At 48.4% G+C, this 15,200-nt stretch carries 10 protein-coding genes; 9 read left to right on the top strand and 1 reads right to left on the bottom strand.

Features of this window, described 5'->3' with window-relative positions; genetic code table 11:
• The first annotated feature begins 14 nt into the window (after positions 1-14).
• The 3 genes from mutS (at position 15) to AAA939_RS09180 (ending at position 8,499) form a co-directional block, all read left to right on the top strand.
• Positions 15-2,675 (top strand): DNA mismatch repair protein MutS, encoded by a 2,661-nt coding sequence (gene mutS, locus AAA939_RS09170; protein ID WP_338209943.1) that lies wholly within the window; start codon positions 15-17, stop codon positions 2,673-2,675.
• Between the two features lie 24 nt (positions 2,676-2,699).
• Positions 2,700-4,739, top strand: a complete 2,040-nt coding sequence (gene mutL, locus AAA939_RS09175; protein ID WP_338209941.1) for a DNA mismatch repair endonuclease MutL — start codon at positions 2,700-2,702, stop codon at positions 4,737-4,739.
• A gap of 673 nt (positions 4,740-5,412) precedes the next feature.
• Positions 5,413-8,499 (top strand): YfhO family protein, encoded by a 3,087-nt coding sequence (locus AAA939_RS09180; protein ID WP_338209939.1) that lies wholly within the window; start codon positions 5,413-5,415, stop codon positions 8,497-8,499.
• 145 nt (positions 8,500-8,644) lie between these two features.
• Here the strand turns inward: AAA939_RS09180 and AAA939_RS09185 are convergent, their stop codons facing one another.
• Positions 8,645-9,160 (bottom strand): DUF1015 family protein, encoded by a 516-nt coding sequence (locus tag AAA939_RS09185; protein ID WP_338209937.1) that lies wholly within the window; start codon positions 9,158-9,160, stop codon positions 8,645-8,647.
• A gap of 163 nt (positions 9,161-9,323) precedes the next feature.
• On the opposite strand from AAA939_RS09185, the gene ruvA reads away from it, so the two are divergent.
• The 6 genes from ruvA to dinB all read left to right on the top strand — a co-directional run bounded on the left by ruvA (position 9,324) and on the right by dinB (position 15,171).
• The gene (ruvA, locus tag AAA939_RS09190) at positions 9,324-9,932 is read left to right on the top strand and encodes a Holliday junction branch migration protein RuvA (protein WP_338209935.1); all 609 of its coding nucleotides are present in this window, start codon (positions 9,324-9,326) and stop codon (positions 9,930-9,932) included.
• Positions 9,933-9,947: 15 nt separating this feature from the next.
• Positions 9,948-10,958 carry a Holliday junction branch migration DNA helicase RuvB gene (ruvB, locus tag AAA939_RS09195; protein ID WP_338209933.1) on the top strand — a complete coding sequence of 337 codons (1,011 nt, stop codon included), beginning with the start codon at positions 9,948-9,950 and terminating at the stop codon, positions 10,956-10,958.
• Between the two features lie 17 nt (positions 10,959-10,975).
• The gene (gene queA, locus AAA939_RS09200) at positions 10,976-12,010 is read left to right on the top strand and encodes a tRNA preQ1(34) S-adenosylmethionine ribosyltransferase-isomerase QueA (RefSeq protein ID WP_338209931.1); all 1,035 of its coding nucleotides are present in this window, start codon (positions 10,976-10,978) and stop codon (positions 12,008-12,010) included.
• Positions 12,011-12,155: 145 nt separating this feature from the next.
• On the top strand, positions 12,156-13,298 hold the full coding sequence (tgt, locus tag AAA939_RS09205) for a tRNA guanosine(34) transglycosylase Tgt (protein ID WP_057707628.1): 1,143 nt from the start codon (positions 12,156-12,158) through the stop codon (positions 13,296-13,298).
• 75 nt (positions 13,299-13,373) lie between these two features.
• On the top strand, positions 13,374-13,769 hold the full coding sequence (gene yajC / locus AAA939_RS09210) for a preprotein translocase subunit YajC (protein ID WP_338209928.1): 396 nt from the start codon (positions 13,374-13,376) through the stop codon (positions 13,767-13,769).
• Positions 13,770-14,037: 268 nt separating this feature from the next.
• Complete coding sequence (gene dinB, locus AAA939_RS09215) at positions 14,038-15,171, top strand: DNA polymerase IV (protein ID WP_338230854.1); 1,134 nt, start codon at positions 14,038-14,040, stop codon at positions 15,169-15,171.
• The last annotated feature ends 29 nt before the right edge of the window (positions 15,172-15,200 follow it).

A 15,200-nucleotide genomic window follows, 5' to 3' on the forward strand; every position in this document is an offset into this window, starting at 1 on the left:
AGTAGGAACGATTCGTGCCACAGAAAACTAATGATACCCCAATGATGCGTCAATATTTTGCCGTGAAAAATCAATACCCCGATGCGTTTTTGTTTTATCGACTCGGTGACTTTTACGAGATGTTTTTTGATGACGCCATTAAAGGGGCTCAGCTACTTGAGTTGACCTTAACGACGCGGAACCATTCGGCGGCCAATCCAATTCCAATGTGTGGTGTGCCACACCGTGCCGTTCAAAATTATATCGATATTTTAGTTGATAAGGGCTATAAAGTCGCCATCTGTGAGCAAATGGAAGATCCTAAGCTCGCTAAGGGTATGGTCAAACGGGAAGTTATCCAATTGGTAACGCCCGGGACCACGTTAGAACGCGGCGCTGAACAAGCAAAATCGAATAACTATTTGACGGCCTTGATTCAGGTGGACCAGCAGATGGGCTTTGCGTACGCCGACCTATCGACCGGTGAACTGAAAACGAGTTTACTGACGACTGACGATGCGCTAATTAACGAACTGACCAGCTTACAAACGAAGGAAATCGTTGTGGATGATTCGGTATCCAGTGACTTGCGCAAGCAGATCAAGACGCTTGGCATCTTGATTTCCGAACAAAACCAAGTGACACCACAATCGGCGCTGAGTTATTTGACGCAGGACTTGACGGTTGACCTTGAAAAGCAGGTCGTCGAGCACCTATTGATGTACATCACGGTGACGCAGAAGCGGAGTCTAGCCCATTTACAAAAAGCGGTCGCTTATGAACCGTCGTACTTTTTGAAGTTGGATCACAACTCTAAATATAACTTGGAATTAATGAAGTCGATTCGGACGGGTAAGAAACAGGGCACGTTACTGTGGTTACTCGACGAAACTAAGACGGCAATGGGGGGCCGACTACTTAAACAGTGGTTGGACCGTCCACTCATTGTGAAGAAGGACATTGAAATACGTCAAAACAAAGTGGCCGCACTGTTAGACCACTATTTTGAACGCAATAATTTGCAGGAAGAATTAGTGAAGGTTTACGACTTGGAACGCCTCGCAGGCCGCGTTGCTTTCGGGAGTGTGAACGGTCGGGACTTGATCCAATTAAAAACGTCGTTACGACAAGTACCGAAGATTCGCTATATCTTATCAGAGTTGGATGCAAAAGTTTTTGATGCGGAAGTGAGTCAACTTGATCCCGTCGAAGACGTTGCCGACCTGATCGACCAAGCCATTGTGGAAGAAGCACCGTTGTCTGTTACGGATGGTGGGGTCATCAAGGATGGTTACAATCTGCAGTTGGATAAGTATCGCGATGCCATGAACAACGGGAAAAAGTGGATTGCGGAATTAGAAGCTAAGGAACGCCAAGTGACTGGAATCAAGAACTTAAAAATCGGGTTTAACCGCGTTTTTGGGTATTACATCGAAGTCACCAAAACGAACTTGGCACAGCTCCCAAGTGACCGTTATGAACGGAAACAAACGTTGACCAACGCGGAACGGTTCAGTACCCCTGAATTGAAGGAACACGAAGCCTTGATATTAGAGGCTGAGAGCCATTCTACTCAGTTGGAGTACCAACTCTTCACGAAGGTGCGCGAAACCGTTAAGGGTGCCATTAAGCGGCTTCAAACGTTAGCTAAGGCGGTCGCGGCAATCGACGTCTTACAAAGTTTCGCCGTTGTTAGTGAAGATTATCATTTTGTCCGGCCAACCTTAACCAAGTCGCATGACTTAAAGATTGAAGAAGGTCGTCACCCAGTCGTTGAAAAGGTGATGGGTAATCAGAGTTACGTCCCTAACGACGTTAAGATGACCCCGGATGAGACGGTGTTGCTGATTACGGGACCGAACATGTCCGGGAAGAGTACTTACATGCGGCAGTTGGCTTTAACGGTCATCATGGCGCAGATTGGTTGTTTCGTCCCAGCTAAAGCAGCACAACTGCCAATTTTTGACCAAATCTTTACACGCATTGGTGCGACGGATGATTTAATCTCGGGCCAAAGTACGTTCATGGTCGAAATGCAGGAAGCCAACAACGCCTTGCAACACGCCACGGCTAACAGCTTGGTACTCTTTGATGAAATTGGTCGGGGAACCGCGACTTACGATGGGATGGCGTTGGCACAAGCAATTATTGAATTTGTGCATAACAATATCCATGCCAAGACCTTGTTTTCGACCCACTACCATGAACTAACGGTTTTGGATCAAGAATTAAAAGGCCTCCGCAACGTCCACGTTGGGGCGACTGAACAAAACGGGGAGTTAGTCTTTTTACACAAAGTTGAACCAGGGGCTGCCGATAAGTCGTACGGGGTCCACGTGGCTAAGTTAGCCGGGATGCCGGATGCTTTATTGAAGCGGGCAAATACGATTTTAACGAGTCTGGAAAGTCAGACGAGCGCGGTGTCTACGACGGCCGATTCATTGGCCGCTAGTGCGGCACCCGTACCGGATACGCCGGTCACCCCCGTGGCACCGGAAGTTAGTGCGAGCGCTGAAGCCCAGCCAGAAGAAGTGGCTGAAGCGGATGAGCAGCTCTCGTTATTCAGTGAACCGACTGTCACGAACGCCAAGGACGAAAAGGTTTTGCAACAATTGAAAAACTTGAACCTGATGGCGATGACGCCGATGGATGTAATGAATCAGCTCTATAAGTGGCAACAGAAGTTAAGTAAATAAATTTAGATAGAAAGGCCGATGGTTATGGGAAAAATTCATGAATTGGATACCGTGTTAGCGGATCAAATCGCTGCGGGTGAAGTTGTGGAACGGCCCGCCTCGGTCGTAAAAGAATTAGTTGAAAACGCGGTGGATGCGCACGCTAGCCAAGTTGACGTGCTTATTTTGGCATCCGGGGTCCAGTCCATTCGGGTGATTGACGATGGTGACGGGATTGCGGACGAAGACGTTCTGACAGCCTTTAAACGGCACGCCACGAGTAAAATCACCTCGCGAAAAGACTTGTTTCAGGTGCGTTCGCTAGGTTTTCGTGGCGAAGCGCTACCCAGTATCGCGTCAGTTGCTGACGTCGTTATGGCGACCAGCACCGGCACGAGTGGCACGAGTATTCACTATCGGGGTGGCAAATTATTACACCAAGCGCCGGCACCATTGCGGCAGGGGACGGACATCACCGTCACCGATTTATTCTTCAATACACCCGCACGTTTAAAATATTTGAAATCACCCCAGACGGAACTGGCCAACATTGTTGACGTGGTCAACCGCTTGGCGTTGAGCTACCCTGAAGTAGCGTTTCGGCTCGTTCATAATTCCAAGGAATTATTGAAGACGGCGGGACGCGGTGATTTACAACGGGTGATTGCCGGTATTTACGGGGTAGCAAATGCCCGAAAAATGGTGGCGATTGCGGGGCACGACGATGATTTTCAACTGAAAGGGTACGTGGCACTACCCGCCTTAACCCGTTCCAGTCGGCAATACATTACGATTTTAATCAACGGGCGGGCCATCAAAAATCAGCAACTGACTAAAGCGGTCATTCAAGGTTACGGGTCTAAGCTGATGGTGGGACGTTACCCGATTGCTGTTATTGACTTGCAAATGGACCCCTTGTTGGTGGACGTTAACGTTCATCCCACTAAGCAGGAAGTTCGCTTAAGTAAGGAACCCGCCCTAGCTAAGTTAATCAGTACAACGATTACGGCCCGGTTGGCGGACGTGAACTTGATTCCATCGGCCCTTACTAACTTAGGGAGCCACCGGCGGGAACGGTTGAGCACGGATCAGTTGGCGATGAATCTAAACGCCGCGTCGTCACAGTATCACGTTGCCAGCATGAGTCCGCAAGCGGCGGAAAGTTTTGCAGCGTCGTTAGCAGCGGTCGCTGAACCAGCGACTAGTCCGGCAAGTGACACCGCCAAGCCTGCTACTAGTAGCGCGCCTGCAAGTCAGGTAACGGCGGCAGATTCGGTTGCTGAACCCGTTAGCAGTGAGGCGCCGGAGCCAATTATGATCAATGACCGACACGAGTTACAAACGAGTGCCGTAACGAATTTTGATCAAAAGTATCAAAGTGAAGCGCCGGCGTTGCCATTTGGACAGCCAGCTTCGGCCGTGTCGGAAGTCGCTGACCCAGCTAGAACGGCAACGAGTGAAGCGCCCGACGCTGAGCGCTTTCCACAGTTACGTTACTTGGGACAGATGCACGGCACGTATTTATTGGCCGAGTCTGATGATGGCATGTACATCTTGGATCAACACGCCGCGCAGGAGCGGATTAACTATGAATATTACCGGCAAGCTATTGGTGAGGTTAGCGCTGACCAACAGAACTTGCTAGTGCCAATTATTTTAGATTATCCGACGAGTGACGTGTTAAAGATTAAGGAAAAACTACCGTTATTGGCGGAACTAGGACTTTACCTCGAACCGTTTGGCGGTAATAGCTTTATCGTCCATTCGCACCCGACCTGGTTTAAAGCGGGCCAGGAAGAGGATACAATTAAGGAAATGGTCGATTGGTGTTTGCAAGATGGCCATTTGACCGTCGCCCAATTCCGTGAAAAGTCAGCCATTATGATGTCGTGCAAGCGGGCCATCAAGGCTAATCACCATTTGGATGACCAGCAGGCGCGGGCGTTACTGAAAAAACTCCCAACTTGCGAGAATCCGTTTAACTGTCCCCATGGGCGGCCGGTAACGGTTCATTTCACCAACTCCGACATGGAGCGGATGTTCAAGCGGATTCAAGATAGTCATGAATCACCACTTCATGGCTAGTAACGGTGGTAATTGTTATTGCTAAATTATCCGCTCCGGCGGGTAGAATTGGGTGCTATGGGGGACGGTCCCAGCCATGGTGCGGTCTGGGGCCTCGATTCAGAGCCGATAGACCACGTCTCTGAATCGCCCCGCAAGATAAGCGTAAGAATCACTCGCTAATCTTGCTGACACAGCACGTCAACTCTACCCGACTCCGCTAAAAATAGTCTTACTATTGGTATTTCGATTGGATATTCGGAGGTTGGCACTGATAACATCGGTCGTGAAGGTGGTGTTTGGCCGCTGTTTTTTGGCCAAACACCACGGACGGTCCGGGACAGTTGCGTTTCTTGCAAGTGTTCCGGGCGAGGGACTAGACCGCTTTTCAGGCTAGGCCCGGTCCCACGACCGCATGTTATCAGTGCCAACCGGACTAGGTTGTAGATGGCAAATTTAAATTTTACCTTTTGATATTGTTAAAAAAGGTTTCCTACATGGAATTTTGGATGTAGGGAACCTTTTTTGTAGTTTGGTTGAACGGTTTGTGTCCTAAGTTGTTAATTCATTAAGATTTTGGTGAAGCGGACGGACTTTTTAGCGATTAATGGTAAAATGAGACCATTGTTTTAGGTTAGGTCTTATATGGGGCTACATAGTTAGCATTAATTTAGGAAAAAAGGGGAATGAATCTTTGATTAAAGGACGTAAAATACCGTTAGCGGTCTGGTATAGTTTGATGTTTGTCCTCATTGCGGCAATCAGCTATAGCGGACTGTTTTTGGCGGGACGCACGCTCATTTGGGAAGTCGATGGGATTGCACAACACTTTCCAATCCTGTTGACCTTCCAAGAAATATTGCGCGGTGGGGGTCAGGGCCTATTTAGCTGGTCTTGGAACCTCGGCTTAGGTGCGGACCAGTTAACGACGTTTGCCTACTACGTGGTAGGGGATCCGTTTAACTACTTAGTTGCCTTCATTCCGCGTGCACACTTGGAGTGGGGTTATCAGGCGTTGATTTTACTGCGCCTTTATTTTGTAGGCTTGGCATTTTTGGCCTTTAGCCACCAGTTTAAATTTGGCCGGTTTAGCCAGTTGATTGGGAGCCTGACCTATACGTTTACGGCGTATACGTTTTACGTTGGGATGCACCACCCGTTCTTTTTGTTACCGATGATTTGGTTTCCACTACTCTGCTGGGCGATCGAACGGGTCCTCCGCGGACACAGCTGGTTGCCACTGAGTGTGATTACGGCAGTTGTCATTATGAGTAACTTTTACTTTGCTTACTTGCTGGCCCTAGGGAGCTTGATTTATGCATTTGTCCGGTTTTGGGCACGGAAACGTGAGCACGCCGAGATGCGGCCATTTGTGCAACTCCTTTGGCGCTTAGCGGTTGCGGCGTTGCTTGGTGTCGGCATGGCTGGAATTATCCTAGTGCCAACCTTACTGGCCATGCTACACGCCACCCGGGCAAGCTTTAATTTTGCCAATGGACTGCTCACTTATCCAATCAACTACTATGTAAACTTGCCCAACCGCTTGTTGACCAACGGTGGTAGCGTGCAGTATTGGATCACGCTTGGTCTGAGTGGGATTAGCTTTATTGGTATGATTTATACGTTACGGCACTTTAAGCGGTACTGGGTCTTAAACTGGGTTTTGATTGCCATGATGATTGGCATCTTAGTGCCGAGTTTTGCCGCCGTCTTCAACGTCTTTTCGACACCGTCAAATCGGTGGTTATTGATGGCAACCTTAGTATTTGCTTACGCCACGATGGTACTAGTTGATCATTTAGCCGAATTAACGGCGGGTGATTTGAAGTGGATCGCGGGTGTTAGTTTTGGTTGGCTCATTTTAATTTGGCTCATCAACGGATTCTATCTCAATATTCGTAAGCACGACATTGCGACTTACTTAATTTTACTGGCACTAGTCGGACTGCTGTTGGCAAAACGTAGCTTGAATCTGACTTCCCGCCAGTTTAACGTGTTACTGCTCGGAGTGGTCACGCTGAACTTGGCGAACAACGGACTTGGCTGGTTAAGCACGAATACCAATTCCAACAGTACGGAACAGATTCGCCGGGGGACCGCAATGAAGTGGGTCAAGGGTTACGTCGATGGGGCGCAGACCGGATTGCCAAAAAATGGGCAGTTTTACCGGACGGCCCTCGTACCGAACTACTACACGATGCGCTCCGCTGAAAGCGACGTGCCGATGGTCTTAGGCACCCACACCGTTGGGTCGTATTTTTCCGTGCAAAATTCCTACGTTGGCCAGTTAAGTCAGACGTTAGGCAACTCGGAATACGCCATGAATTCGCCCCTTGGGACCTTGAACGGGCGGACGACTTTCAATAACTTACTCGGAGTCCAGTACATGTTTGCCAGAGAAGACCAGTTGAAGGGGCAATCGTTACCGGCGGGATATCAAGTCGTGAAAACGAAGGCCGGGGATCCTAAAATATATCCCGACCAGTTTATTTACGGGTTGAGTAACCATACCGGGACGGTACTGCTAAAGTCGGCTAACGCGTTACCACTGGCTTACACACAAACGCAACGGTTGAACACGACGAAGTTTAACCAGCTGAGTGCGGTCGATAAGGAGCAAGCCTTATTACAAGGCGCCGTCACGTCTGATTCTGCAAGCGGCGTTAAAACGGTCGCGCCTAAAAAGACCGGGCAAGAAGTGGCCTATACGGTGCAGGCCGATGACACGACGGTGTTGGATAGTACGGATAAAGTAATCATTTATCGGAATCAACACAGTACTGGAACGTCCAATAATCTCTTGAGTAAGTTACCGGACAAAACGGTCACGTTGACGGATAAACAGCGGGTTAGTTTGACACCCGCAACCGGGATGACAGATCCTAGTCAACGACTGTTGAAGTTGATTCAAGAAAACCAACAGTGGTTAGCGAAAAACGCGCAGACTAACGCCAACGGTTTAAAGTCGATGATTAGTGATGTGCAGGGGCACCAGGTTCCTTATCAGCTCACCATTAAGCACCCAAAACGGTACCGGAATACTGAAATGTACCTGGTCTTAGATGGCATCACCTATGACCGATCCTCCATTAAAAATGAGTTGAAGACTAGTCAAAATACCAACGTCTTTACGGACCGACCGTATACGAAGGTCGACTATTTGGACGATATTCGCGACGGGTTGAAGGGCAACCTGAGTGCCAGCGGTTATTCGTTGAACGCCCAAACGGTGGATAACCTGGTCAGCTTTAACCAGCTTGGAACGACCAACATGTCGGATTACGAACCGCGGACTAAGGCTGTGATTAATCTTGGCAATAGTCATTCGGCACGGAAAACGATCGTGTTGAACTTTACGAGTATTCGCGGCATGCACTTTAAGTCCGCCAAGTTAGTTGCGGTGCCATTTGGTAAGGCGTACACGCAGCAGACGCACCGACTGCAACAACAAGGGTTGCAAGGCCTGAAGGTGACGAATAACCAAGTAACGGGGACGACGCGGACAACGAAGGCCAGCGTTTTAACAACGTCGATTCCGTATTCCACTGGTTGGCAGTTACAAGTTGACGACCAACCCGTAAAGACACAGGTTGTCAACTTAGCCTTCGTAGGGGCGCGGTTAAGTGCAGGCCACCACACAATCAAGTTAATCTATCAGACGCCAGGATTGACACTGGGGCGTTGGTTGACCGTGATTTGCGGGCTCATCATATTAGGGCTTGCGAGTTGGCAAGGCTGGCGATGGTACCGTGGAATAAAGCGCGTCCGTCATGACGGTTGATTCCGATCGACTACGGATCGCACTTTAGTTTCCAATAAGCTGCTGATAATGCGACACATTTGAACGATAAAAAAATCCCCATACTTAGCTTCTAAATAGAATGTTGCGACATTCTAGGCATGAAAGCTAAGTATGGGGATTTAAATTATACTGTGATTTTTTGAATCAAATGTTCCGGTACCCGGGGTTGCGTCTTGAATTTAGTCCATTCACTGTCAGCCACGAGCATGACAAGTGGCGTACTGGTCGTGGTTAGCCAGGTTTTACGTGGCGTGACTTCTGCCATGGTTTCAGTAATGTCAGCGTTGACTTCCGCTTCGGTAATTTGCCATAAGCGGTGCGTGACGTGATCCTCATCCGTAAATTCATACGCTTTTGGAAAGTGGCCGACCCAGTCGTCAATTAGCATTTCAATGATGGGGTGCTTAGGGTAGAGGACCGTATTGATCCCACCAGGAAGCATGGTAGTGACACTGACTTGTTCGGGCCAGCTGGCGATGAGTCGCCACTGATGAATTCCGTTTTGAGTCAGTTCGTACCAGTAATAGCTCGTTCCGGGTTGAACGTGGGTATCTGCGGACGTCCAGTTTGAATTGTTAGTCGTTAATTTTGTTAGTCCCGCGTCGGTTGGTAAGACGGCGGTAAAGGGCTTAATTTCCATATCTCGATGCCTCCTGAACACTGAGCATAGCACGTTTCAGACGCGCCCGGCAAGGATTTACGTGAAAAAAGGATTTTCTGGAGGCGGTGGGCCAAAGCGGCTCGGGAAATGTGGTACAATTTAGCAAGCAAACATACGTTTTTATTAAAGGAGTTTTTTAGTCGTGTATGAATACTTTCTCGGCCAAATTACCGATGTTACGCCTAGCTTCGTGGTGATTGAAGTGAGCGGTATCGGTTATAAAGTCTTAACGGCCAATCCGTATCGTTACCAAGTTGGTGACGCGCAAGTCAAGATGTACATTCACCAAGCCGTTAGTGATAACGGGATGAGCTTGTTTGGCTTTTACGACGCCGATGAAAAGGCGTTATTTGAAAAGCTGCTCAACGTTTCTGGAATCGGGCCGAAGTCCGCGCTAGCAATTTTAGCCAATAACGACCATTCTGGGTTGATTCAAGCGATTAATCAGGAAAACGCGACGTATTTGACCAGCTTCCCAGGAGTTGGTAAGAAGACGGCACAACAGATTGTTTTAGATTTGAAGGGTAAATTAAACGACTTAAACGTTGACGTCACTGGTCAAACAGAGTTAGACGTCACGACGCCAGAAGTCGAGGGTGCGTTAGCGGATGCGTTGGCAGCTTTAGCCGCGCTAGGCTACTCGCAACGTGAAGTTAAAAAAGTGACTAAGTCATTAGAAACTTATAGCCAGAGTAAGCAAGTTGATACGAACGACTTACTCAGTGAAGGCCTACGGTTATTGACCAAGTAAAGGGGGGAATCATTGATGGACGAAGACAAGATTTTATCTGGCGATAAGACTGACGATGCCGAAGGGTCGCTTGAAAAGTCGTTGCGTCCGCAAACGTTAGCCCAATATATCGGTCAAGATCAGGTCAAACACGAATTAAGTGTTTACATTGAAGCCGCACGCAAGCGTCAAGAATCACTGGACCACGTGCTGTTATTCGGCCCGCCCGGGTTAGGGAAAACGACGCTGGCGATGGTGATTGCTAATGAGATGCAGGTGCACATTCGAACGACGAGTGGTCCGGCCATCGAAAAACCGGGGGATTTAGTCGCACTCTTGAATGAATTGGAACCTGGTGATATCTTATTTATTGATGAAATTCATCGGCTACCAAAGATCGTTGAAGAAATGCTCTATTCTGCGATGGAAGACTTTTACGTCGACATCGTGGTCGGACAGGGGCCAACTGCCCATCCAGTCCACTTCCCGTTACCGCCGTTTACCCTGATTGGGGCGACGACGCGAGCCGGCATGCTATCGGCACCGTTGCGGGATCGGTTTGGAATCGTTGAACACATGGAATACTACGCGATTCCCGACTTGGAAGACATCGTGAAGCGGACGGCGGATATTTTTCAAACGAGTATCAAGCCGTCGGGGGCCCATGAAATTGGGCGCCGTTCACGGGGGACGCCACGGATTGCGAACCGGTTATTCAAGCGCATCCGGGATTTTGCGGAAGTTGCGGACCAGGACGCCATCGATGAGACCATTGTCAGTCGTTCGTTGACCTATTTACGGGTTGACCAGGACGGGTTAAACGAAACGGATAACAAGTTATTACGAACGATGATCGAATATTACGATGGTGGTCCGGTCGGGCTAGCCACAATTGCGGCGAATATTGGTGAAGAAACGGATACGATCGCGGAAGTGGTCGAGCCGTACCTGTTACAGATTGGCTTTTTGAAACGAACACAGCGGGGCCGGGTCGTCACGATCAAAGGCTACCAACACTTAGGGTTACCATACCCAACCAACGATTAAAGATAAGGGGTTGCAACATGAGCTTAACACTTGAAGATTTTGACTATGATTTACCACACGAATTGATTGCCCAGACACCCATCAAGCAACGTGACACGTCACGTTTACTTGAACTTGACCGTAAAACGGGCGTCATGCAAGACAAGCATTTCTATGACATTATTGACCAACTAAATCCCGGTGACGCGGTTGTCATGAACAATTCACGGGTGATGCCGGCCCGGTTATACGGGGTCAAACCTGAAACCGGTGGTCACGCTGAAGTCTTATTACTGCATAATACCGAGGGCGACGAGTGGGAAACACTGATGAAACCTGCAAAGCGTGCGCACGTTGGAACCGTGATTTCTTTTGGTGACGGTAAGTTGACCGCAACTGTGACTGCTGAAAAAGAAGATGGGATTCGAATGATTGAGTTCCATTACGACGGGATTTTTATGGAGATTCTGGAAAGCTTAGGCGAAACGCCGTTACCACCATACATTAAAGAAAAACTCGATGACCCGGACCGTTACCAAACCGTTTACGCTAAGGAAAACGGCTCGGCGGCGGCTCCAACGGCGGGGTTACATTGGACGAAGGACCTATTGCAAAAAGTGCAAGATAAAGGGGTCAAGTTGGTTTACTTGACGTTGCACGTGGGCTTAGGAACTTTTAGACCAGTTGAAGAAGATAACATTGAAGACCATAAGATGCACAGTGAATTTTACCGGTTGGATGAAGACGCTGCTAAGACGTTGAACGAAGTCCGCCAAAACGGTGGTCGCATTATCGCCACTGGGACGACGTCAATTCGGACGTTGGAAACGGTTGGGACGAAGTTTGATGGTGAAATCAAACCGGATTCTGGTTGGACGGACATCTTCATTAAGCCCGGCTACCAGTGGAAAGTGGTTGACGCGTTCATCACGAACTTCCATTTACCAAAATCAACGCTGGTGATGCTAGTCGCCGCCTTTACCGGTCGGGACATGATTTTAAATGCGTACCAACACGCGATTGATGAACGGTACCGTTTCTTCAGTTTTGGGGATGCAATGTTCATTCATTAGTCACGAAGTAGTGAAAGTGAAGGGCCTGAGACGGTAATTGCGTCTCGGGCTCTTGGCGTTTTCAAGTCATGGCCGCGCTGGTTAGCGTTAGCGTTTCGTGCTATGATATTCAAAGTTTAGCAACGTTTTTAACGGAGGAAAATATATGGAACCGGCAATTAAATACCGATTAATTAAAAAAGAAAAGCATACTGGCGCGCGGTTGGGTGAATTGATCACCCCACACGGCACGTTTCCGACCCCAATGTTCATGCCCGTGGGGACCCAAGCAAGTGTGAAATCCTTAGCACCTGAAGAATTGGATGCGATGGGCGCTGGCGTGATCCTTTCCAACACGTATCACTTGTGGCTACGCCCAGGTGAACAAATCGTGAAGGAAGCTGGGGGCCTGCACAAGTTTATGAACTGGAACAAGGGGATCTTAACCGATTCCGGTGGCTTCCAGGTGTTCTCATTGGCCAAAAATCGAGACATTACCGAAGAAGGGGTTCACTTTAAGAACCACTTGAACGGGTCTAAGATGTTCTTGTCACCAGAAAAGGCCATTCAGATTGAAAATGATCTCGGACCAGATATCATGATGAGTTTGGACGAATGCCCACCGTTTTTTGAAAGCTACGATTACGTTAGCAAATCAGTGGCGCGGACGAGTCGTTGGGCGGAACGGGGCTTAAAGGTCCACCAACACCCAGACTACCAAGGCTTGTTCGGAATTGTGCAGGGTGCTGGCTTTAAAGATCTACGGGAACAAAGTGCCAAGGACCTCGTTAGTTTGGACTTCCCAGGCTACTCGATTGGTGGGTTGTCAGTTGGGGAATCTAAGGCGGAAATGAATCACGTCTTGGACTTCACGACGCCATTACTCCCTGAAAACAAGCCCCGCTACTTGATGGGCGTTGGTTCAGCGGACGCGTTAATCGACGGTGCCATCCGTGGTGTTGACATGTTCGACTGTGTCTTACCAACCCGGATTGCCCGTAACGGGACTTGTATGACGTCGCACGGGCGCTTAGTCGTGAAAAATGCGGCCTATGCCCACGATTTCTCCCCACTGGATGACAACTGTGATTGTTACACGTGTCGGAACTTCAGTCGGGCTTACATCCGGCACTTGATCAAGGCTGACGAAACTTTTGGGCTACGGTTAACTAGTTATCATAACTTATACTTCTTACTGAACGTGATGAAGCAAGTACGGCAGGCGATTCTAGATGATAACTTGCTAGAGTTCCGGCAAGACTTTTTCGAAATGTACGGCTTTAACGAGAAAAATCCCAAAAACTTCTAGGTATACTAGTAATTTAAGGTGTAATTTGTTAAAGTTAAAGATAGTCAAACAAATAGATTAGGAGCGATTTTTAAAATGGGAAATGCTGGTTCATTAACATCAATTCTGTTCATCGTGGTCATGTTCGCATTCTTATACTTCTTCATGATTCGTCCACAGAGAAAACAACAACAACAACATCAAAGTATGCTAAGCAAGATCAAACGTGGTGACAAGGTCACTACCATTGGCCGTTTACACGGTGTCGTTGATGAAGTCAACGAAGCCGACAAGACGGTTACCCTTGATTGTGATGGGATTTTTCTTGTTTTTGATTTAAGCGCCATTGCTAAGATTGCAGCCGCTGATGAAGGGACTTCACACATCGCAGCCAAATCAGATGCAACTTCAGCTGAAAGTAGTGCGGCTAGCAGTGAAAGCACCGTTGCCGAAAGTGCTGACAGCCAAGCTGACGATCCTGAATCAAAATAGGTATTAGGTAATTTAGATAAAACAAACGTTAAAGGTGAGACTTGAGTTAATGCTTAAGTCTCACTTTTTTTGTGTCTGAATGAAAACGGCCGGTAATGAGCGTCGCTTAGATTGGGAATAACTAGTTAAGTCCGGTTACCGCTGATGGCATGCGGTCGTGGAACCGTCCGTGGCTTAAGACCGGAAAACAACTGGTAAGTTAAGAGCTTTTTTTCACCAAAAGAAACGTATGTTCGTGTATAATGAATGGTACCAAGGAGGGGATTATGTGGCCCAATCGATTATTGAAGCACCGATTCGGATTGATGCGAGTCGTAAAATTGTGCACGTCGATATGGATGCGTTCTATGCGTCCATTGAAGAGCGTGAGCACCCGGCGTACAAGACCCAACCGCTCGTTATTGCCCATGATCCCCGCCAAACCGGTGGCCGGGGCGTTGTCACGACGGCCAATTACGTGGCGCGGCAGTACGGGGTTCATTCGGCCATGCCGGCTGCAAAGGCCCTTGAACTTTGCCCTAAGGCCGTCTTTAAGACGCCTAATTTTCCGTTGTATCGCGAAGTGTCTGCCCAGATTCACCGGATCTTTCATGAATACACTGATATGATTGAACCGATTGCTTTTGATGAAGCCTACCTCGACGTGACCCATAATAAGAAGCACATTCACAGTGCGGTTCAGTTGGCCCACGAACTTCAGCAAGAAATTTGGAAAAAGACGAATTTAACTTGTTCGACCGGGATTTCCTATAACAAATTTATTGCTAAGTTAGCGTCCGACTACCGGAAACCGGCCGGAGTGACGATTGTGTTACCTCAGGATGCGGAACCATTTTTACTGCGGGAACCCATTGAAAAATTTCGCGGCGTCGGCAAGAAGACGGTCCCGAAGATGCATGATTTAGGCATTAAAACGGGTCAGGACCTATTTAATCAGTCGGAGTTGGACCTCATTAAAAATTTTGGTAAGCTGGGCTACATTCTTTACCGCCGGGTGCGGGGGAGCGATGACCGTCCCGTTGAGTACCAGCGTGAGCGAAAGTCAATCGGCAAGGAACGGACTTTTGGCCCGTTCTTAACGACACAGGTCGAGGTCAACGAACACCTCAAAGAATTGGCCAAAATGGTCTCCGAAACGATGGCGTCACACCAACGACACGGTAAGACGCTCGTCTTGAAGTTGCGTTACGGCGATTTTGTGACGATTACCAAGCGTCGCACGTTTGGGGAGTTTCTTCCCAATGATTCGGTCGTCTTTGACCGTTACGCTGAGGAAATCTTTGACGAGGTCGTTGACGACCATTTTGATACGGGGATTCGCTTACTGGGAATCACCCTGACTGGTCTTGCGCCGCTTGCATTTGAAAACTTAACCTTGCCGCTTTATCCGAATGAAAACTAATTCATTTGGCGAAAATGGTATTGTTCGGT

Origin of the sequence: Lactiplantibacillus paraxiangfangensis, from assembly GCF_036246185.1 — a bacterium.
Classification (GTDB): domain Bacteria; phylum Bacillota; class Bacilli; order Lactobacillales; family Lactobacillaceae; genus Lactiplantibacillus; species Lactiplantibacillus paraxiangfangensis.